Genomic DNA, 19,743 nt, shown 5'->3' on the forward strand with positions numbered 1-19,743 from the left:
GCGTCACCCCAAAATGTCCCATCGCGCTGAACTAACCCAGGAAAATGCTACCCAGGCATGGTTGATGTATCATGCGGGGCGGTATCTACACGAAATTGCCGGATGCTTCGGCTGTAACTCCCGGAAGGTGTGGGAGATTCTACACCAACTGAAGTTCCCTGATAGCCGCCAGCGCGCTGCTGAAATTCTCGGCGTGTTGCCGGACATGCCGGCCCGTCGGCCGAATCCCCGCGCAAAGTCACAATGATGCTGAAGCGACGGGTCGGGCGAGTCCCGACCCGTCGCTTGTTCATGCCATCATCTCGGCGATGTGACCAATTCAGGCACATCGCCGATATACCATCAGCGAGTTATAAACAGATGCCTTGTTCTCTGAAAGCGGGATGAAGCATAAATTTCATCCGGCAATGAATTGTGTTTCATTTCCCTACACGCCTCTGAAGATCCGCCCAGAAGGAGCAGTTGGACATGGACTTTCCCTCGCTTTCCCAAATGGTTGCCGGTAATGCGGCGCTGCGGCGGCGGCAGGTTCTGCAGCCGGTTGGCGGTCGCGGGGACAAGATTTTCCCGCCGACATATCCTGGCGAAGGCCGCAATGCCCCACCGCGCCACGTCCATGAAGTGCGGCGGATCGACGGCAAGGATGTCGATTGCGTGCTGGTGGACAGTGTGCAGTCCCAGGCCAACCGGCTGGAAGAGGCACTGCTGGACGCCGTGCGCGACGGGGTGCGCATCCCGCATCTGCTGGTGGATTTCAGCGGGGAAGGGCTGGCCGGGCTGACCCAGATCACCTCGCTGGACGCGCCGCACCGCGTCTATGACGCCATCCTGCGTGATAGTCTGTTGGAGGGGCAGCCCTTCATGAAAAGCCCGCTGGGCGAGGCGCTGGCCAAGGCCAAGATCGGCGACGCGACGGCGGTGCTGGAAGCCTCCCCCACCGCCCTGCTGTTCGGTGCCTGGCATTCCACCGGCGATGGCGGCGGCATCGGCGCCAAGTTCGCCCGCTGTCTGGTGTCGGAAATCAGCGCCATCGGCGTTTCAGTGGAAGAATTCGTGGCCGACAAGCGCACGGGTGAACTGGAAGTGCGGACCGCCGGTCGGCGTACTGGCAGCCGCATCGATCCCCTGGGTGTGCTGCGCAAGGTGGAGGTGTTCAAGGGGGCCGCCGGGTGGGACACCGACAAGTCCAGGGCCGGCAAGGGGGCCAAGCAGGTGCGCCCGTCGGAGATCAACCATGGCAATATTGCCCCGTCGGTCATGCCGCTGGGCATCACCTGCGACTATGCCGAACATATGATGGTGTTGAGCTTCGCGGCCCTGCGCCGGTTGCGTTTCGGCTCGCCCACCCGCGATGCGGCGGGGCGGGGGCTGCTGGCGGCGTTGGGCCTGCTGGCCGTGGCGGAACAGGATGTGCAGGGTTATGCCCTGCGGTCGCGCTGCGATCTGGTCTGTGACGGTCGGGCGCCGCTGCAACTGGTCAAGCCCGATGGGGCGGTTGCCGATATCGCTCTGGACCGGGCGGGGGCCCGTGCGCTTTTCGCACAGGCATTGGTGGCGGCCACCCAGGCCGGCTTCACTTTCCCCGCCGGTCCCATCCGCCTGACGCCGCAGCCGAAGCTGGTGGAGATCGTCCGGCGCAGCCAGGAACTGGCGCTGGCCGGCGAGGGCGGGGAAGAGGGCGACGAAAACGGGGATGCGTGATGACCCTGGTTCTGGAGATCGAGCATCTGACCGGTATCGCCTTCTCCGCCCAGGGGCCGGCCAGCGACCAGCCAGACTGGCCGCCGCAGCCCGACCGCATCTTCTCTGCTCTGGTTGCCGCCTGGGCGGCACGGGGGGAGCGGGCGGAGGAGGCCGCGGCGCTGCGATGGCTGGAAGCGCAGCCGGTGCCGCGCCTGCTGGCATCGGACCATGCGGTTCGCCATGCCCCTGTCAGCTTCGTGCCGCCCAACGACGCGCAGACCGGCAAGTCTGGCGACCGCAAGGTGATGCCGGCCTTCCGCGCCCGCCAGCCGCGCCGCTTCCCGGCTGCCCGGCCGCATGATCCCACCCTGCGTCTGTTCTGGCCCGATGCCTGCCCCGATGCGGCGACGATGCGGGCCTTGCAGGGGGTGGCCGGCGACACCGCCTATATCGGTCATTCCGCCAGTCTGACCCGCTGTCATTTCCGCCACGTACCGGCTGACAATGTGCCGGAGAACGCTGGTTGGCCCGGACGGCGGGTCTATCCGGGTCGTTTCAATGAACTACGGCAGCGTTTTGAAAGCGGTCAGCGGCCGCTGCGGGGCTTTGACGTATTGCCGCCCCCGGCGATGCCCAAGCCGGTTGCCGCCAGCCCGTTCGCCGAGCGCTGGCTGATCCTGGACCATATCGATGGCACCATGCCGGATATCAGGGCGGCGGCGCTGGTGGCCAAGGCCATCCGCGATACGCTGATGAGCGGGTACAGGCAGATCGGCTTGGGTGATCAAATTCCTGGCATCGTCAGCGGCCATCAGTCCGACGGCGCTCCCTTGGCTGGTCCGCACATCGCCATCGTGCCGCTTTCTTTCACGGGATATCTCCATGCCGACGGGCATGTGCTGGGCTATGCGATCATCCCGCCACGCGGCAGCAACCTGGTCGCTGACGTGGATTTCCGCAGCGCGTTGCGCAAAGTGACTGAACTGCGGGAGGAAGGGAAACGCCTGCTTCGCTTGCACCGTTTCGGTCTTGATCTCGCCCTGGCCGGAGAGGCGGATGGGCTGCGTCGGTCGCTGGACCCGCAGGAATATACAAGGCCGTCACGGACCTTTGCCACGGTGACGCCGATCGTGCTTAACCGGCATTTGAAGCACAAGGGCGAAGAGCGACAGCAGGAAATCATCGGCCAGATCATGGCCGCCTGTCATCATGTCGGCCTGCCGGCACCGGATATCGTGGTGCCCGACCGGCATTCCGCTGTTGAGGGCGCTTATTCGGTGCCGGCACCGGGAGCGTCCGCCACCGTGCCGCGTTGGCATCTGCCGGGTGCCCTGGCCCACCGCCAATTGACCCATGCCGTGCTGCGTTTCCCCGAAGAGGTGAGCGGGCCGGTCATCCTGGGGGCTGGGCGCTTTGCCGGGCTGGGCCTGTGCTGTCCGCTGGATGAGAAGAAGGAGCGGCGGTAATGAGCGCGCTGGCGTCAGACGATTTCACCGCCTTCTTTGCGGAAGTGAACGGCCATCCGCCCTTTCCCTGGCAACAAAGATTGCTGACCGAACTGGCAGCCAGTGGCTGCTGGCCCGATTGTCTGGGCCTGCCCACCGGCAGCGGCAAGACGGCCTGTCTGGATATCGCCCTGTTCCATCTGGCGCTGGAGGCGGGGAAGCCGGCGGGGCGACAGGCGCCGGTGCGCATTGCCTTCGTTGTTGACCGGCGTCTCGTGGTGGATGATGCCTTTGAACGGGCCAAGCGTCTGGCCGATGCCCTTGCGGCCCCTGCCGGCCCGGTCACCGCCAGCGTTGCCGACCGGCTACGCCTGTTGTCCGGCGATGCTCCTCCGCTGCTGGCGCGGCGTCTGCGCGGCGGCATCCCACGGGAGGATGATTGGGCCCGCACACCAGCCCAGCCGACCATCCTTTGTTCGACGGTCGATCAGGTCGGTTCCCGCCTGCTGTTTCGCGGCTATGGCGTGACGGATCGTGCCAAGCCGATCCATGCCGGCCTGTTGGGTGCGGATTGCTTGATTCTGCTGGACGAAGCGCATCTGGCCGAACCGTTTCGGCAAACCCTTGGTTGGGTCGGACAATATCGTCATCGTCTTAACCATCACACACCCTGGGCCCTGTCCGTTCTGTCCGCAACGCCCCGGGCTGACGGGGCGGTGGCACCCTTCGGTTTGAACGAGGATGATTGGGCTAACCGGGAACTGGCAAAGCGGCTGACTGCCGCCAAGCCGGCCCGTCTGGAGGGGGGCAAGGATGCGCTGACGGAGACGCAGCGGGCCGAAGCGATGGCCGTGCAGGCACAGCGGATGCTGGACGCCTTGTGCGCGGACGGCATCGCCCAGCCGGCCCTGGGCGTTGTCGTCAACCGCGTGGACCGCGCCCGCCGCGTCTTCAAGGCGCTGGAAGGGGTGGCGGCGGATCGCCTGCTGCTGATCGGCCCATCCCGCAGTGTCGACCGTGAAGATCTGGTGCGCATGCTGGATCGGGTCAGGACGGGGCGGGAGCGCGATGCGACGGCACCCCTGCTGATCGTCGCCACGCAATGTATCGAAGCCGGCGTCGATATTGATCTGGACGGGCTGGTCACGGAACTGGCGCCGCTGGACGCGCTGCGCCAGCGTTTCGGCCGGCTCAACCGTGGCGGCCGACCGATCCCGGCCCAAGGCGTGATCCTGGCTACCAAGCAGGAGCTGTCCGCCCGCTATGATGACCCGGTCTATGGCGGGGCCCTGCGTCCAACCTGGGATTGGCTGACCGCTTTGCCATCAGTCGATTTTGGTATTCACACGATGGCGGCGACCTTGCGGGATGTCCCGCCGCCTGCGCCGGCCCTGTCATCCCAGCCCGATGCGCCAGTGTTGATGCCAGCCCTTCTCGACCTGTTCAGCCAGACTTGGCCGGTTCCGTCACCAACCCCGGAAACATCACTGTTCCTGCATGGGCCGAAACATCAACCGGACGGTGTTACCCTTGTCTGGCGTGGCGATGTGACGCCGGGCTTCCCGAATGATGCGCAGATGTGCCGTCTGCTTACCCTGGTGCCGCCACGCGCGGGAGAGGCCGTGTTACTGCCGGTCTGGACAGTGCGCCGCTGGCTGCAGGGGCAGAGCACCGATGCCCTGGCCGACATTCCGGCACCAGCACCAGAAGATGAGGAGGGGCAGAAGGACCGCCGCGTCTTCCGCTGGCGCGGCGGCGAAGATGAAGCATCCCGCTGGATCGCAGCCCGTGAGATTTGCCCCGGTGATACAGTCATCGTGCCCGCCGCCTATGGCGGCCTGGACAATCAATATGGGTGGGACCCCGGCAATCAAGACCCTGTGAGGGATGTCGCCCGCAAGGCTGCGCATGATTTTGCCGGGCGGCGCTTTGCGGTTCGGGTGGCGCCCGGACTGATCCCGCCTGACAAGGATGGGGAAGACCTGTTGGCCGCGCTGGCGGCCCTGGAAGGGGAACGCGACCCGAAGCGGCTTTGTGCGACCCTGGCCCCTTATGATGGGGCTGACGATGTGAGGTGGCTGCATGACAGGCTGGGCGGCCGGAAACTTGATCCGATCTGGGATGTCTATGGCAGGGATACGGCGGGGCGGCCCTTGGGCCTGGTGCTGTTGGCCCCCGCAGGCGTAATGACGGCACCGGATACCGCCGGGGCAACTGCCGTCACCGAGGATGATCTGGCAGGCTCGCTTTCGGGCTTTCCGCTGCTGCTGCAAACCCATAGCGAGGATGTGGCTGGCTTTGCAGCGGATTTCGCCAAGCGCGCCGGGCTGGCACCAGCGCGGGTCCAGGATCTGCGGCTGGCGGGATACCTCCATGATGCTGGCAAGTGCGATCCGCGTTTTCAGGAATGGCTGGCCGCCGGCGATCCGCTGGGGGCGGATCCTGACCATGTGCTGGCCAAATCTGCCCGCAAGCTGCCGCCAGACGCCAAGGAGAAGGCGGGGCTGCCACAGGGATGGCGGCACGAGGTGCTGTCGGTGCGGCTGGCAGCCTGTTCCCACCTTCTGGCGGAACGGCGGAGCGAGGGGGGCGATCCCGACCTCATCCTTTGGCTGATCGGTACCCATCATGGTTTCGGTCGGCCGTTCTTTGCCCATGTCGATCCGCGACCACGGACCGATCTGCTGCCGGTTCCAGCGCTGTGGGACACGGCGCCGACGGCAGCCGGACCGGAGGCGCTGGATTTCGATCATGACGGTGTGGACTGGCACGGTCTGTTCGACCGGTTGAAGCAGCGTTACGGCCCCTGGGGTCTGGCCCATATGGAAGCGATCCTCCGTCTGGCCGATCACCGGGCGTCCGAGTTTGCGGCCAAGAAAGGGGTGGCATAGTGGAAAACGGGACGACACAGGCCACCAGCGCCCACCGGCTGACGGGGCTGGAACCCGATAATCTGCTGGCCTTCCTGGCTTTGCTGGGCCTTCTACGGGCGCTGGAAGCGGTTGACGGGGATGGAGACCGGCTGCGACCGCGCCTGTCCTGGAGCCTGGATGAACCACCCCTGCGCCCGGTGCTGCATTTGGCGAAAGCCCAGACCACGGGGGAGGTGGTGGCACGGGCGGCAGACGGTGTGGCGCTGCTGGCCAAGGCTCATCATTTCGATGGGCGCAAAGACCTGAACTACAGCGAAGGCGAAGCGCGCGCTTTGCTGAAAAGCGCCACCGATGATGCTGCGCGAGTGTTCTTGCTGTCAGCTTTGCTGTCCGACGCTGCTGTGAAGGAGGCGAAGGGGGCAACAGCGGAGCCGCTGATCGACCCAACGCCGCTCTGCCTGCTGTTTGGCCAGGGGCACCAGCATTTTCTGGACCGGCTGGCCAGCGTGCCGGCGCAACCCGCCCCGCCACCGCGCGGCCGGGGGCGCAGCGCCGTCACCTTGACCGCCGAGGATTGTCTGGCCGAAGCCTTGTTTAGCCCCTGGCATCGAACTGATCCGACCTTCTCCTTCCGCTGGGATCCAGAAGAGGATGTGCGTTATGCGCTGATGGCCGGCAACCCGACTGATTCTGCCTATAAGGCTGGCACGCAGCATGGGGCAAACCGTCTGGCGGCCATCGGGCTGGCTGTTCTGACCTTGGCACCGGAGGTCCGGGCCGGGCGGGTACGTGCCGCGATCCCTGGAGGTCACTGGGATCGCCAGGGTTTTTCGCTGGCTTGGCCGATCTGGCACCCACCGGCCAGTCTGGCGGCCATCCGCAGTCTGTTGGGCCATCCGGGCTTGCGCAAACCCGAACAGTTCACTGTAATGGGAATTGACGGTTGTATGATGGCGCGGCGGGTTTCGGTCGGAAAATTCATGAACTTCACCCGCGCCGATTTTATCAAGGGCAAGGCTGCCGGCGAATGAATTCCATGCGCCGTTTCGGCACCTTGTACCGCCTATGAGGGAACGCATTTTTAAATCGCTTTATCGCATCATCCTGAAAACCCGCATGTCGAGTTTTTATACCAACTTGCGATGAGTAGAACTCATCGCAAGTTGGTCCGGCGGCGACTGCCGCCGCGCCGCTCGTGCGGCGCAGCCAAGCCAACGAATGTTGGCGCCGGCAATTGAGGGCGGTGACCAGAACCAACAGGTTCTGATCACCGCAAAATAGTATTATGTGCTATCCTCTAGGGCCGGCCCGCTTACCGTCGGGCAAGTTTGGCTTCCACCTGGACCAGCACGCTGCTCACCTCTTCCCGTCGCCCGGCGTCGGCAATTTCGCGGCCCGGGCGCGGCGTGGCGGCCAGGGCATGGGTCAGGACGTCGCGTGCTTTAGCGTATTCCCCCTGGCGGAAAAGGAAGTCACCGTAGAAATAATTGGGATCGAGACCGTCTGGATTCTGAGCCAGGGCTTTTTCAAGATAGATCCTGGCCTTCTTGTCATTGCCGAAGCCGATGGGGAAGCCCGGCACCTGATAATAGAGGCTGCCCAGGGAGGTGCTGACGGAACCGTCCAGTGCTGCGGGGTCGATCTGTTCGGCAGCCTCCAGTTTGGCCCTCGCCTCTTTCACCAGTGAAAGCGCGCCCATGCCGCCCTTGAGGCCGGCTTCGGTGGACAGGATGATTGCTTCCCAAACCAAGGGCTCGGCTTTGCCAGGATAGGTGGTCGTCAAAGATCTGGCGGTGACGGCCAGGGCCTCCATGGCCCGCTGCTGCGCTTCCTCGCCCTTCACCTCATATTTCGCGTGGGCCCAGCCGGTCTGCAGGTCCGCGATGCGGGCATCCATGACCGAATCTGCGGATGCCAATGCCGGCATCGTGAACAGCAGGGCCAGGCTGGCTGCGGCCAGTTTCTTTTCAATGCGCATTGGGTTCCTCCTGAATGAAAGGGGTGTTTGGCGTGAACAGGCTGGCGGCCTTGGTATCGTTGCCGGACAGGGCGCGGTCGATCAGCCTGGGGAACAGGGCGATGCCGGCCTGCGTCGACAGATCGGCCCGGATGTGCCGGCCCGGCGCCTCGCCGCGCCCAGGGTTGTGACCTGCGCCCCTCTGTGGCGCAGCAAGCCGACCAGGGCCGATCCGATGCCACCGGCCCCGCCGGTGACCAGGACCGTGCGTCCCTCCAGCCCTCGCTCAAGCGACATGGCGCACCTCCGTGCCGGCGGTCGCGGTCGGCCGATTGTGGGTGATGGCCAGGAACAGACCGGCGAAAAGGCCGAAAATGCGGTTTGCCATGGCGATGATCGCTTGCCGGTCGCGAACATCCTCCACCCGGTTCATCAGGTCGCGGAAGAATTCCATATGCTGGATGTCCAGCGCCCCGTGGCTGTTGAGGTAGGTGAAGCAGCTCTTCGGCAAGTTCAATGCCTTGGCCACGGCTTCCGCCCCATCAGGCCGCGCAACAGTTCAGGGACCAGGATGATGCTGCTGGCCCGCAACGCCGACAATGCCGACAGGAGCCTGATGAAATCCGGCTGGAACGGCTGGTCCACGCCCAGCAAGGTCGGGGCCTCTACCAAGTAATGGCCCCCCGCCAGCTGGGTGCCGTAAAGTCCGGCCACATTCTCCAGCAGAACCGGCAACGGCAGGATGGCGAGATGCCTGCCGGCGCGCTCCGCTCCGATCACGGTTACCAGCGAACATGCAACCTGTTCCAAGCCACAGGCCGACAGGCAGACGCCCTTGGATGCGCCGGTGGTTCCCGATGTGTAGGTGATCTTGGCCGTCTCGGCCGGCAACGGCACGGGGGCATGGTCCAGACGGTGCAGATACAGGATCTGCATCCCGATACGCAGAAGCTCGCCTCCTGTTTCCGCCCGATCCGTCACCAGCCAGCCGGCGCCGGCATCGGTCAGGGCGTGACGCCGCTGAACCTGTGTGAAGAAGCTGGGCAGGGGCAGGCTGATCTGGCCCAGCATCAGCAGCGCCAGATCCAGCACGGCCCACGCGGCGGAGTTCGTCACTTCCACGGCCACAGGGCGGGAGTCGGTGCCGATCCGTTCGCGCAGTTCAGCAGCGAGGTGGTCCACCGCACCGGCAAGGGCCCCATAGGTCCAGTCATTGATGGCGGGCCGCTGCGGATCCTGCATGCGAATGGCGGAGAGAATACGGCTCATCTTGTCACCTCCGCCGCCGCGATGGCGGGATGCAGACGGGGAAAGGTGGGGCGGGTTGGCAATTCCCGATGACCTTCACCGGTCAGGAATCGGTCCAGGCAGACGGCGCCGAAGGCGACGTCGCCACACACGACGCGCGGATCTGCGGCGTAATAGCTGCCCCAATCTGCGGCGGCGGGGCCCATCCGTTCGGGTCTGGCCTGGCACAGTTCCATCGCGTCGAACCCGATCCTGCGGAACAGGCGACGCAAGGATCGGGTGGCTGTGACCACCGCCTTCTCGAACCCGCACCCGTGCAGATAGGCGGCGAGCGCCATGAACAGCAGATAGGAGGCGCCCGGTTCCACCGCTGCAAGATTGCCGATCTCCACGATGCGGGATCGGGCCACAGTGCCAAGGATCATCGCCTCCACTGGCCGGTCGAGATAGGTTTCGAGGAACAGCGGCGCCTCACCCGCCGGTCGGAATCCGACGCCGGCCAGGATGCGATCCTCGGTATCGCGCAGGCTCATCAGCATGGGGTGTGTCACGGCGATATGGCCGCCGTAGGTGCTGGCATAGGTGTCGCGGATCATCCCCTCCACCCGCTGCCGCTCGGGGGCGAAATGATGGGTTATGGCCACCACGGCTGGCCGGCAGCGGGTCAGGCCGGCCACCCGTCCAGCATCGAACCGCAGGTACCCGTTCCGACCAGCTGTCCGAACCGCATGACAGCGATTTCCACGAGGGCCATTTGAACCTGTCGGGGCATCTGCCCTTCGCAGACCTGCACAGCACAACGGCCTTCGTGCGGCACGAATTGGATACGTTCTATGATGCCAGCAGCGCCGTACCGGGCCTTGCCGGCTTGCCTGCCCGGCCAGCACTGTTTCAGGAAGGGCTTCTGTCCCGATTATGGACGCACGAGACCCGCCTGACCGGTGCCGCCGGGCCTGTGGACACGGAAGGCCGTGATAGCATCGACTGGCTGGCCGGGCTCTATGTGTCGCGACAGGTGTCCCGTTCCGAACGGACCCTGTTTCCCGTTGATGATGCCGGCCTGGCTCTGTGGCGACGGAATCGTGATGACGAGGTGAGGGAAGGGGCTTTGTTCGGGGAGGTTTCCTGGCGGTTCCGCCCTGACTGGACCCTGACGGTGGGCGGCCGTGTCTTCCACATCGCCCAGGAGGTGGATGCGGCGGCTACCGCTCCCGTCACCGACCAGGCGGAAACCGAAGGCTATGCGCGCGAAACGGATGCCATGCCGAAGGTTGCGCTGGCCTGGCAACCTGAAGGTGTCATCACGCTTTATGCGCAGATGGCGGAAGGGTACCGGCCCGGCGGCATCGATATTGAAGAGTCTGGAGGTTCCGGTGTCGGCGACTACCGCACCGCGCGCTTCGCTACGGACGAGCTTTGGAATTACGAGTTAGGTATGAAGCTGTCATTGTGGCAGGGCCAGGTTCAACCTGGATGCGGCGCTGTTCCATGCTCGCTGGCGTAATGTACAGACCGATCAATTGCGGGCGGATGGATTGACTTTCACGACGAATGCTGGCGACGGCAGCAACACAGGGCTGGAGGTCAGCCCCCGCCTGCATCTGGGACCTTGGCGCCTGGAGGCCACCTTGACGCTGAGCGATCCGGAATTGACCAAGCTCCATCCGGGGTTTCCTGCCGTACCTGAAGGCGGACTGCCGGGTGCGGCCCATATCAGTGGCGGTGCCAGCCTTTCATGGCGGGGCCCCCTGATCGACGGGGTCGACCTGCTGGCGGCATTGGATTACAGCCACGCTGGTCGCACCCACCTGACCTTTACCAAGGGCATCAGCCAAGGGCCGGTCGATCTGCTGAATGGGCGACTGGTATTTGATATCGCCGACAGCTTGTCGGTGGGGCTGTCGGTGGGCAACATGTTGGATACAGCCGCCAACCAGTTCGCCTATGGCAACCCATTCACCCTCTCCGGTGGCCCGCAGACGACCCCGCCCCGCCCCAGGACAGTGCGGTTGAGCTTCGGATGGTCGGGATAGGCGGCCGCAGGTTCTCGGGTTATGCGCGTTGATATCCCCCGGGCATGACCCGATGTGGCCCGCTGTGAAGCGGTGCTACTACGCCGGGTCGAGCGCGATGACCGGGGCGGGATACTTCGGTTCCTGGCTGCGGATACAGACGTTGAATGGCTGATGATCGATGCGATCATCGTGCGTGCCCATCACCATGGATCGGGCGGATTTGTGTTTGGCGACTGAATCCTAAACCCAATCAATGGCTTATGCTGCACCCGCCAACCAGCAGGACGCACCCGGTGCATAATCCGGGCTAGCAAAGCATGCACAATGGCACCTGTTGCAGAAATTATCTTCCTATGCCCGAAGCTTCCGCCGTCCCGCAAGCAGGAGGAGGCTCAGGGCTGACCCTGTGTCGTCAGCGTCAGTCCCTCACCTACGTTATAGATGACGGTATATCGGCGCCGCTTGCTCCCAATCTCGTCGCCGGTCACCGCCTCTCCACACCAGTGGTCAGCCGATGCGGGCCTCAACAGGATCACGGACAGCGCCTCCCAGCGTCTTCGCCCCGCCTCGGGCAGGGTGGACTTGAGGGCGCCTGCCAGCCCTTCCTCTTCGGGCGGACAAATCAAGGGCCGGGGCGAGCGGCATTCGGACTCCTCCACCGGGTCCCAGCCCTCTGGCAAATCCGGGTGCAGCAGGAGGGACAGCCATTGCGGCCGTCCGTCGACGATACCGGCCAGGCCGACCATATGGCTGTCGATAAGGCGTGTCCGCGGCTCTCCTGCCGGATCATCGGCGACCCCGGCATGGGCGTGCCATTCCGTCAGCAGGTCGGCACGGAACGACAGCCGCGCCTGCCGGCCCTGCTGCCGTTCCGCCGCAGCCTTGCCGTCAGCCGTCTCATGGCTGGCCATCAGGCACGGCGGGGCGGCCGGTGGTTCGGCATAAACCGCTTCCAGAAGCGGGCGCAGATCGCGAGCCGGGACGATATGATCGCTACCGGGCGGATTTCCGGGAATCGTCGATGGGGCCAGGAGATGGTGCGCCGTCAGCCAGAGGCGCGCATCGTCGGGATAGATGTAGGCGGCGCGCGGAAACTTGCGGGCATACCAATGTTTTGAAGGGGCCGAGACGGGGGGCGTGTGCAGCAGGACCGGGCTGTCGGGGCGCTGATCCACCCCATCACCGGCCAAAGCGCCATCGATCGTGCGGGCATGGCGGCGGCGGCGGCCCAGGCGTTGGATCACGGCGTCGGCGGGGGCCAGGTCAATGACCATCTCGTCGGCGTCCAGGTCCAGGCTCTGCTCCGCAGCCTGGGTGGTGACCAACAGGCGGCCGCGCCGTTCATCCGGAACCGCCTGTTTGCCGAAGAAGCGCATCAGCGCCACCTCTGCCGCGGCGCGATCCGCCGGCAGGAACCGGGCATGGTAAAGCATGGGGGGTGCCAGCCCCTCCGCCCTTGCCGCCTCCGCATGGCGCTTCCAGGCTGTCACGGCATCGCCGACATTGTTGCGGAACCAGATGACCGACCGGCCCTGGCGCTGCCAGTCCTGGATGGCCGCGTCCACGGACGCCTCATCCTCCACGCCTTCGAAACGTACCGGGCGTGTACCCGGCCCCGGCACGGGGTCCAGCGGGTGTTGGGCGATGCCCTGCTGGCTGACCAGGGTCAGCAGCGGATAGGCACCGGGCCGGGTGCGTTCCGTCATGGCGGCGATGTCGGCCCAGCCGGCACCTTCGGCATAGGCGCGGATCAGGGCGTTGCGGATGCGGGTGGGCAGCGTGGCCGACATCAGGACGGCCGGGTCTCCCATCCGCCCATGCCAGCGCAGCAGCGCCTCCAGCAGGGGCTGCATGTAATGGTCATAGGCATGCACCTCGTCCACCAGCAGCAGCTTGCGCCACAGGCCGGCCAGCCGCAGCGTGGCGTGACGCGCGCGCAGGGCGCCAGCCAGCGCCTGATCGACGGTCCCTACCCCCAGTTCCGCCAGCAATGCCCGGCGGGAGGAGCGGGCGAACCAGGCCGATGCCACCCCTTCTCCCTCCTCCAATCCGGCGCGGGTGGCGGCAAAGCGGAAGGTACGGTGGCGATGGCGGCGGCTATGGGCCAGCACCACCTGCGGCGTGCCGGTCAGCAACTGTGCCGCGAAGGGGACGGCACCATCGACCGCGAACTTGCGGTCATAGGCGGCGTCGGCCGTGGCCATGGTGGGCAGGCCGACATAGGTGCCATCCGTCCGGCCCAGTGCCGTCAGCCGCTGGGTGATCAGGTCCCCGGCCTCCGTCTTGCCCGATCCGGGCAGATCCTCCACCAGCACCAGCAGCGGCCCGTCGGGCAGGGCCCGGGCCGTGAACAGCCGGTCGACCAATGCCTGCAACGGCGTGGGCGCGGGCGCCGATCCGCCCTGGCCCAGGGCGGCGAACATCTGCGCGAAGGACAAGGGTGGGCGCGGCGTCAACTGCCGGAACAGGGCCGGCTGCACCTCGTCCAGCACATCCGCGGCGCCGGGCAGGGCGTGGAGCCGGTAATAATCGGCCAGATCCATCGCGCCCTCGCGATAGGCAAAGCGTTCCGACGACCCCAACCAGTCGCAGAGTGTGAACAGGCCGTTCAACAAGGGGGACAGCCGGTCCAGCCCCACCGGATCGGGCGTGCCTTGCGTCCAGCCGAACAGCGCCGCCATGGCGGCGACCAGTTCCTTGGCAGCGTCGAGATCGTCGGGGGCCAGCACCCCCTCACGTTCCAGACGGCGCGGATCGAAGCCGCGCGACGGCGGGCTGCCATGATGGCCCGTGGCGATGGCACAGAGCAGGTCCAGTCCGTCGCGGGGCATGTCCGCCAGCGGCAGGCCCAGCGCCGCCAGACCCGACGGCCCCAGCCTGTCCAGCAGGATCATCTGCCCGACGGCATCATGGGGCCAGTTGGCCGGCTTTCGTGACGGCGGGACACGACCCAGACGGCGCAGGATGTCCGGCCGCTTCACCTGAAAAGCCGCCGAGACCTTGCCGATATCATGCAGGGCCAGCAGCACCAGCAGCATGGCCCGCGTATCGGCCAGGCTCATCGACAGGCCGGCGGCGATGAAATCCAGCAACGCCGGCCGCCGCGCCAGCCCGACATCCAGCACCGCTGCCACATCCAGGCAATGGTACGGGAGCGGGTGGTGGCTGTCCTTGCCGGCCTTGGCCCATCGATCCATGACCAAGTTCACCTTTGGTATCGAACTGGGTTGATCGAAATCATGAATTGCATAGTGTAGATAAAATTCTAAATTAAAAAACAATCTCAGGCGGAGGACCGCGTGAAAGGGGATCATATCTGTTGGTTTAATACAAGAATACCCATTCTGCGCCGACATTCCGGCCCCGGTACCGCTACGCCTCTGGAACTGACGGCCGATCACACTGACGACCCCATTATCGCCGTCCAGTTCGGCCATCCCCTGGCCGACCGTGGGTTCGAGCTTTTGATGCGGGACATCCTGCAGGCCGCCTTCCCGCCGCGCGACAAGGCGGAGTGGCTGCACCGGCTGGCCACACCCCCGACGCCGGCGGAACTGGCCGCAGCACTGGCGCCCTACCAAAGCGTCTTCCGGCTGGATCATCCCGACACGCCCTGCCTTCAGGCCCGTCCTTCCCCGCACAGCCTGTCCGCCGCCACAGCGGGCAAGGGGGCCAAACGCCCCGCAAAAAATGCCGACGAGGATGAGGGTGAGGAAGCGGGCAGCCAGCCCATCGCCGCCCTGCTGCCCGACCTGCCCACGGGCGAGGCGGTGAAGCAGGATGCGGATTTCTTCGTGCGGCGCGGCGGAGTAAAGGCTATCGGGGCCGGGGCCATGCTGCCCGTGCTGTATGGCCACATGGTGCTGTTCCCGCCCGGCGGCGGTGGCTATTTCGGGCTGCCGCACGGGGCGGACAGCATCAAGTATCAGATGGTGGGCGACACGCTGTGGCGTACCTTGTGGCTGAACGTGCTGTATCCCGGCATGGACGGGTATGAGGGTCCGGGTGCCGGGCGGCCGGCGCCCCTGGATGCATCGGCCTTCCCCTGGCTGGACCCGGAATTGCCGCATCTGCCGCTGGGTCGGCGCGATGAGGGGGCGGCCAAGGCGCTGGACCGGCCGCGCCTGCACCCGGCCCATATCCCCATGCCGCGCCGCTATCTGTTGTCGCCGCCGGTACAGGGCCGATGCGACCTGACGGGGCTGGAGGGGCCGGTCTATCAATCCTATGACCGCTGGCCCAAGGGGCTGCAATATGCGCCGCGCGGTTGGCGCTATCCCAACGTTTCCCGCAAGGAGATCGTGGGCAAGCCGGAGGAGGAGGCGCGGTTCGCACGCGCATCCGGCCCCCTGCGCTTCGACGACTGGCTGGAAACCGCGCTGGCCCCGCCGCGGGAGCGCAAGACGGAGAAGGCTGGCGCCCAGCGCCGCCATTTGCCGGCCGTGCTGCAACAGATCGCCAATGTCGAACGCTCCACTCTGCTGCCGGCGGTGGACGGGGTGGACACGGCCCTGGGTCGGGGCAGCCTGCGCGTCCGCGCCTTTGCCCAGTTCAACTATGGCAAGGCTGTGGGCGGGATGAGCCAGCGGGAACTGCCCCTCTGGCTGCTGCCCGATGCACAGTTGGACTGGCTGTGCGGCGAGGTGACGACGGTGTTGGAGAAAGCGTCGGCCATGGCCGGGGCGCTGCGCTGGATGGCGCGGGAAGCCGTCCGCCTGGGCCGCCGGGAGGGGCCGGCCGCATTGGCTGACAATCTGGGCGACGCGCTGCTGGCCGACCTGGACGCCGCGGCCCTGAACCTGCCGGGGCAACTGGCCCAGGTTGTGCGGGAAGCGGGGCCGGACTGTTACGCGCAGGCCGACAGGCTGCGCGATGATTTCCTGGCCTTGGCCCGCCGCCGCGCCCTGGCCCTGTTCGATGCCGGCTTTCCCATCGATGGGCTGGGGCCGATCGACGACAAGCTGGCCGCGTTCCGCACCCGCCTGGTCCGGCGGCTGAACACTATCCTGAAAGGGGAGGCACACGCATGAGCCCCGATCCCACGGCGCAGAAGCCGGAAGACGAAAGCACCGCCACCGAGCGCTGGCATGCCTGGCTGCAGGTGCCGGGAATGAAGGGTGAGCGGGCGGCACTGCGCCGGGCGCAGCAGGTGGAGGAGGTCTTTGGCGTCACCGCCTATCATGCGCTTCAACCCCGGCTCGGCCGATGGAACCGACCGCTGACCGCCGCCCGCATCGCCATGGCGCTGGCCACGATCCGCCAGGACCGGACCGAAAGCCCAGCCGAGGGGGAGGATGCCGACGGGATGCCGGACAAGCCGGTGAGCTGGGGCGTGACCCTGGGCCGGGCACTGGCCGTGATGGCACCGTCCGGCAAGCGCCGTGTCTCAAAGGAGCGGCTGCGCCTGCTGCTGTCGGCCGACGATCCCGACCAGTTCCTGCGCCTGCTCCGCAGCACGCTGGGCTTGCTGGATGACAGGGCGCCGGTCCAGGACGTGGCCGACGTGGTCGGCGCCTGGCACACGCCGTCGCTGCGCGCCGACGTCCGGCGCGCGATTTTCCTCTCCTATTATCGCTCCCTGCCCGTTTCGGAGATCGACAATGCCTGACACGTCCCTGCCGCGCGCGGACCTGCTGCAGTTCCATATGCTGACCACCTTTCCCCCGCACAATGTGAACCGGGACGAGGATGGGCGGCCGAAAAGCTGCCAGTTGGGCGGCACGCTGCGCGGCCGCATCTCCAGCCAGGCCAAAAAGCGCGCCCTGCGCTTCGCCCCGCATTTCCCCGAGGCCCAGCGTGCAAAACGCACGCGCGAGGCGGGCATTCGCTGCTATCGCCAACTGACCGCGGCCGGCATCGATGATGTGCATGCGGTCTGGGCGGCACTGGCCGTCAACCATGCCACAGGGGCCGGCGGTAATGCTCCAACCCTGGCCGAGGCCGAAAAGCTGCTGGGCGGTGGAGGCAAAGGCGGAAAGAAGGGCAAGGCGGCGGCCCCGGCCGAGGATGCCATCATCGATCGGGCGGCCGTGGAAAAGGCCCTGGGCACCGAACAGGGCCTGGTCATCAGCACCCGCGAATTCGCCCGCATCGACGAGGCCATGGCGCGGCTGATCCAGGCCTGGCAAGAGGACCGTGACGGCTTCGCCGGGCACCTGGAGACCTGGGTGCGGCAAGTGGCCAAGGACAAGCTGCTGACCACCGACGATCACGACCTGGACACGGCCCTGTTCGGCCGCATGGTCGCCGCCGATCCCGGCTTCAATATTGAGGCGGCCTGTGCGGTCGGCCATGCCTTCACCACCCACGCCTTCCGGGAGGAGCCGGATTACTTCTCCGCCGGAGAGGAACTGAACGAACTGAAGGGCACTGGGGCCGCCATCACCAGCTATGCCTTCTTCGGCGGCGGTGTCTATTACCAGCATGCGGTGCTGGACCGGGGACACCTGCGTGAGAACCTGACCAGGGGGCGCACGCTGGCGGAAGCGAAACTGCTGGCCGATCAGGCCATCGATGCTTTCCTGACCGGCCTGGTTCTGTCCCAGCCCAAGGGAAAGCGCAACAGCCACGCCAGCGATGTCGGCGCCTCCTATGTGCTGGTCACGCGCGGGGGCGACCCGTCGCTGAACCTGGGGCTGGCCTTCCTGGACCCGGTGACGACGGATCAGGACAGCGACATCATGAAGGCGTCCATCGGACGGCTGGCCGATTTCCAGCAGAAGCTGGCCGAGGCCTATGGTCTGGGCAACGATATCTGCATCTTCAACGCCTATCCGCCCGCCCGCGCCAATCAGCCGGCCGTGAACGAGGTGTGGACAATGGCGGAACTGCGCAACTTCGTGCTGGGGCCCCGCACATGACGGTGCCGGCCTTTCCGCAGCTCTGCTTCACCCTGATGGCGCCTTATGGCGCCTGGGGGGCGGCATCGCCATCCTCGGCCACCACGGCCTGGAAGGCGACGGAGCTGGACCCGCCGAAATCGGCCATTGTCGGGCTGCTGGGCGCAGCAATGGGGGTGGAGCGGGCGGCACTGGGGCCACTGGCGGCCGCACTCCGGGTGGCGGTGCGCACCGGCATCCGCCCGCGCCATGACCCACGGCCCGATTACCACACGATCAGCCGCGCCCGCCGGCCCGAAGGGCGGGAGCGCTGGTCGCGGTTCGAGGAACTGCGCCCCGCGCTGGAGGGCCGCGACGATAGCGGCGCCATGCTGTCCAAACGCGAATATTGGCATTGCGGCCTGTGGAGCGTGGCCGTGGCCGCCACCGGGGCAGGCGCCGATCTGGCCGGTCTGGCGGCGGCACTAGGTTCCCCGCGCTGGGTGCTCTATGCCGGGCGGAAATCCTGCATGTTGGGTCTGCCGCCCGACCCGGCACTGGTCACCGCTTCGGGACCGGTGGCGGCGCTGACGGACTATGGCTGGCCGTGGGAGCGGCATCCCGATCTGAAGGAAGGCGCGCTGGCCCCCCTTCTGACCCTGAAGGCCGCCCGCCGGGAGCCGGAGATGCTGGCCGTGGAGGAGGGCTATCCCGGCGCACCGCAGCCGGCCGACGGCATCATCCAGCGCCGGATCAGCCGCCGGGACCAGCCCGACCCGCTGCCCCTGCCGGGCGGGCGCATCTATCAGCGCTTCCATGACCGGCAGGAAATCCGCATGAACTGGCCCGTCCCGGTGGAAAGCGGGGAGGAAGCCCATGCCTGACAGCCCCGCCCCGCCGCTCGATGCCGATCCCGGTCCCCTTTATGAAAGCCGGGTGGTGCTGGCACCGCGCAACCCGCAGGCCCTGCATGCCATTCTGGACCCCAAGGCACGCCAGGGCGGCCAGTTCGCGCACAAGATGATCTGGACCCTGTTCGCCGACACGCCCGAGGCGCGCCGCCCTGGCCTGTTCCTGTTCCATGTGGAGAAGGAAAAGCCCTTCACCGCCATCATCCGGTCGCGGCGTCCGCCCGTGGACGGGCTGGGCGGGGTGTGGCGGATCGAAAAGGTGCGCCCCTTCGACCCGCAGCTTGTGGCCGGGCAACGCCTGCGCTTCCGCCTGCGCGCCGTGGCCAGCCATTGGCAGCCGCAGCCCGGTGCCAAGCGGGGCAAGCGCGAGGATGTGGTGGTCGCCGCCTGGCGCCGGATCCCCGCCGATGAACGCACCGACGAACGGCTGGAGGAAGCCGCCCAGGCCGCCTGCCTGGACTGGCTGGCGCGGCAGGGGGCGCGCTGCGGCTTCAGCTTTGCCGAGGGGATGGTGGAACTGCGCGAGTATGAATGGTCGCGCACGCCCACCACAAAGGCACGCAGGCAGATCAGCTTTGGCGCCGTTACGTTCGAGGGGGTGCTGAGCGTGACGGACCCGGCGGCCCTGCGCAGGGCACTGGCCGACGGGTTGGGCAATGGCCGCGCCTTCGGCAATGGCCTGATGCAGATCGCCCCCGCGCCGTAAAGCACGAGGGGCCGGGTCATGGACAAGTGAAAAGGTTGCACCAACCCGCCGCCCGGAACCGGCACCGGGCGGCGGCACGGGCTGTCA

16 protein-coding genes are annotated in these 19,743 nt (G+C 66.4%); 11 read left to right on the forward strand and 5 right to left on the reverse strand.

Annotation, left to right across the window (positions count from 1 at the left end; all coding sequences use genetic code 11):
* The first annotated feature begins 468 nt into the window (after positions 1-468).
* From cas7g to ABC728_RS17470, 4 genes are read left to right on the forward strand one after another with little or no spacing between them, the layout of a single operon-like run.
* A complete protein-coding gene (cas7g, locus tag ABC728_RS17455) occupies positions 469-1,701 on the forward strand; it encodes a type I-G CRISPR-associated RAMP protein Csb1/Cas7g (protein ID WP_416620786.1) in 1,233 nt (410 codons plus the stop codon).
* Positions 1,701-3,149, forward strand: a complete 1,449-nt coding sequence (gene csb2 / locus ABC728_RS17460) for a type I-G CRISPR-associated protein Csb2 (protein ID WP_416620787.1) — start codon at positions 1,701-1,703, stop codon at positions 3,147-3,149. Before cas7g ends, csb2 begins: the two co-directional genes overlap by 1 nt.
* The gene (cas3g, locus tag ABC728_RS17465) at positions 3,149-6,019 is read left to right on the forward strand and encodes a type I-G CRISPR-associated helicase/endonuclease Cas3g (protein ID WP_416620788.1); all 2,871 of its coding nucleotides are present in this window, start codon (positions 3,149-3,151) and stop codon (positions 6,017-6,019) included. The genes csb2 and cas3g overlap by 1 nt, the downstream gene beginning before the upstream one ends.
* Positions 6,019-7,032, forward strand: coding sequence for a type I-G CRISPR-associated protein, Cas3-extension family (locus ABC728_RS17470; RefSeq protein WP_445376627.1), 1,014 nt, complete (start codon positions 6,019-6,021; stop codon positions 7,030-7,032). The genes cas3g and ABC728_RS17470 overlap by 1 nt, the downstream gene beginning before the upstream one ends.
* Positions 7,033-7,313: 281 nt before the next feature.
* Here ABC728_RS17470 and ABC728_RS17475 read toward each other — a convergent pair whose 3' ends face one another.
* From ABC728_RS17475 to ABC728_RS17490, 4 genes are all read right to left on the reverse strand, one after another.
* Positions 7,314-7,979, reverse strand: coding sequence for a tetratricopeptide repeat protein (locus ABC728_RS17475; protein WP_416620790.1), 666 nt, complete (start codon positions 7,977-7,979; stop codon positions 7,314-7,316).
* Positions 7,980-8,244: 265 nt separating this feature from the next.
* Positions 8,245-8,469: a hypothetical protein gene (locus ABC728_RS17480; protein WP_416620791.1), complete on the reverse strand. Its 225-nt coding sequence runs from the start codon at positions 8,467-8,469 to the stop codon at positions 8,245-8,247.
* A 2-nt stretch (positions 8,470-8,471) separates the two neighbouring features.
* Positions 8,472-9,227, reverse strand: a complete 756-nt coding sequence (locus ABC728_RS17485) for an AMP-binding protein (protein ID WP_416620792.1) — start codon at positions 9,225-9,227, stop codon at positions 8,472-8,474.
* A complete protein-coding gene (locus ABC728_RS17490; protein ID WP_416620793.1) occupies positions 9,224-9,883 on the reverse strand; it encodes a thermostable hemolysin in 660 nt (219 codons plus the stop codon). Before ABC728_RS17490 ends, ABC728_RS17485 begins: the two co-directional genes overlap by 4 nt.
* On the opposite strand from ABC728_RS17490, the gene ABC728_RS17495 reads away from it, so the two are divergent.
* Both ABC728_RS17495 and ABC728_RS17500 read left to right on the forward strand, forming a co-directional pair.
* The gene (locus tag ABC728_RS17495) at positions 9,856-10,710 is read left to right on the forward strand and encodes a TonB-dependent receptor domain-containing protein (RefSeq protein WP_416620849.1); all 855 of its coding nucleotides are present in this window, start codon (positions 9,856-9,858) and stop codon (positions 10,708-10,710) included. The two genes, ABC728_RS17490 and ABC728_RS17495, sit on opposite strands and share 28 nt — an antisense overlap.
* A 16-nt stretch (positions 10,711-10,726) precedes the next feature.
* The gene (locus ABC728_RS17500) at positions 10,727-11,239 is read left to right on the forward strand and encodes a hypothetical protein (protein ID WP_416620794.1); all 513 of its coding nucleotides are present in this window, start codon (positions 10,727-10,729) and stop codon (positions 11,237-11,239) included.
* A 374-nt stretch (positions 11,240-11,613) separates the two neighbouring features.
* Here the strand turns inward: ABC728_RS17500 and cas3 are convergent, their stop codons facing one another.
* Complete coding sequence (cas3, locus tag ABC728_RS17505; protein ID WP_416620795.1) at positions 11,614-14,418, reverse strand: CRISPR-associated helicase Cas3'; 2,805 nt, start codon at positions 14,416-14,418, stop codon at positions 11,614-11,616.
* Between the two features lie 102 nt (positions 14,419-14,520).
* Between cas3 and ABC728_RS17510 the strand changes: the two genes are divergently transcribed.
* The 5 genes from ABC728_RS17510 to cas6e are packed head-to-tail and all read left to right on the forward strand — an operon-like array spanning position 14,521 to position 19,656.
* Positions 14,521-16,251 (forward strand): type I-E CRISPR-associated protein Cse1/CasA, encoded by a 1,731-nt coding sequence (locus ABC728_RS17510; RefSeq protein WP_416620796.1) that lies wholly within the window; start codon positions 14,521-14,523, stop codon positions 16,249-16,251.
* Positions 16,248-16,829 (forward strand): type I-E CRISPR-associated protein Cse2/CasB, encoded by a 582-nt coding sequence (gene casB / locus ABC728_RS17515; protein WP_416620797.1) that lies wholly within the window; start codon positions 16,248-16,250, stop codon positions 16,827-16,829. Before ABC728_RS17510 ends, casB begins: the two co-directional genes overlap by 4 nt.
* Positions 16,822-18,081, forward strand: a complete 1,260-nt coding sequence (locus tag ABC728_RS17520) for a type I-E CRISPR-associated protein Cas7/Cse4/CasC (protein WP_416620798.1) — start codon at positions 16,822-16,824, stop codon at positions 18,079-18,081. Before casB ends, ABC728_RS17520 begins: the two co-directional genes overlap by 8 nt.
* Positions 18,078-18,923 carry a type I-E CRISPR-associated protein Cas5/CasD gene (gene cas5e, locus ABC728_RS17525; RefSeq protein ID WP_416620799.1) on the forward strand — a complete coding sequence of 282 codons (846 nt, stop codon included), beginning with the start codon at positions 18,078-18,080 and terminating at the stop codon, positions 18,921-18,923. Before ABC728_RS17520 ends, cas5e begins: the two co-directional genes overlap by 4 nt.
* Complete coding sequence (gene cas6e / locus ABC728_RS17530) at positions 18,916-19,656, forward strand: type I-E CRISPR-associated protein Cas6/Cse3/CasE (protein WP_416620800.1); 741 nt, start codon at positions 18,916-18,918, stop codon at positions 19,654-19,656. The genes cas5e and cas6e overlap by 8 nt, the downstream gene beginning before the upstream one ends.
* Positions 19,657-19,743: the final 87 nt, after the last annotated feature.

It is taken from the genome of Niveispirillum fermenti, from assembly GCF_052474395.1.

Excerpts from the sequence above, each read along its gene's own strand:
- casB (WP_416620797.1), top strand. The coding sequence starts at position 16,248 with ATGAGCCCCGATCCCACGGCGCAGAAGCCGGAAGACGAAAGCACCGCC.
- cas6e (WP_416620800.1), top strand. The coding sequence starts at position 18,916 with ATGCCTGACAGCCCCGCCCCGCCGCTCGATGCCGATCCCGGTCCCCTT.
- ABC728_RS17475 (WP_416620790.1), bottom strand. The coding sequence starts at position 7,979 with ATGCGCATTGAAAAGAAACTGGCCGCAGCCAGCCTGGCCCTGCTGTTC.
- cas7g (WP_416620786.1), top strand. The coding sequence starts at position 469 with ATGGACTTTCCCTCGCTTTCCCAAATGGTTGCCGGTAATGCGGCGCTG.
- ABC728_RS17485 (WP_416620792.1), bottom strand. The coding sequence starts at position 9,227 with ATGAGCCGTATTCTCTCCGCCATTCGCATGCAGGATCCGCAGCGGCCC.
- ABC728_RS17520 (WP_416620798.1), top strand. The coding sequence starts at position 16,822 with ATGCCTGACACGTCCCTGCCGCGCGCGGACCTGCTGCAGTTCCATATG.
- cas3g (WP_416620788.1), top strand. The coding sequence starts at position 3,149 with ATGAGCGCGCTGGCGTCAGACGATTTCACCGCCTTCTTTGCGGAAGTG.
- csb2 (WP_416620787.1), top strand. The coding sequence starts at position 1,701 with ATGACCCTGGTTCTGGAGATCGAGCATCTGACCGGTATCGCCTTCTCC.
- cas5e (WP_416620799.1), top strand. The coding sequence starts at position 18,078 with ATGACGGTGCCGGCCTTTCCGCAGCTCTGCTTCACCCTGATGGCGCCT.
- cas3 (WP_416620795.1), bottom strand. The coding sequence starts at position 14,418 with ATGGATCGATGGGCCAAGGCCGGCAAGGACAGCCACCACCCGCTCCCG.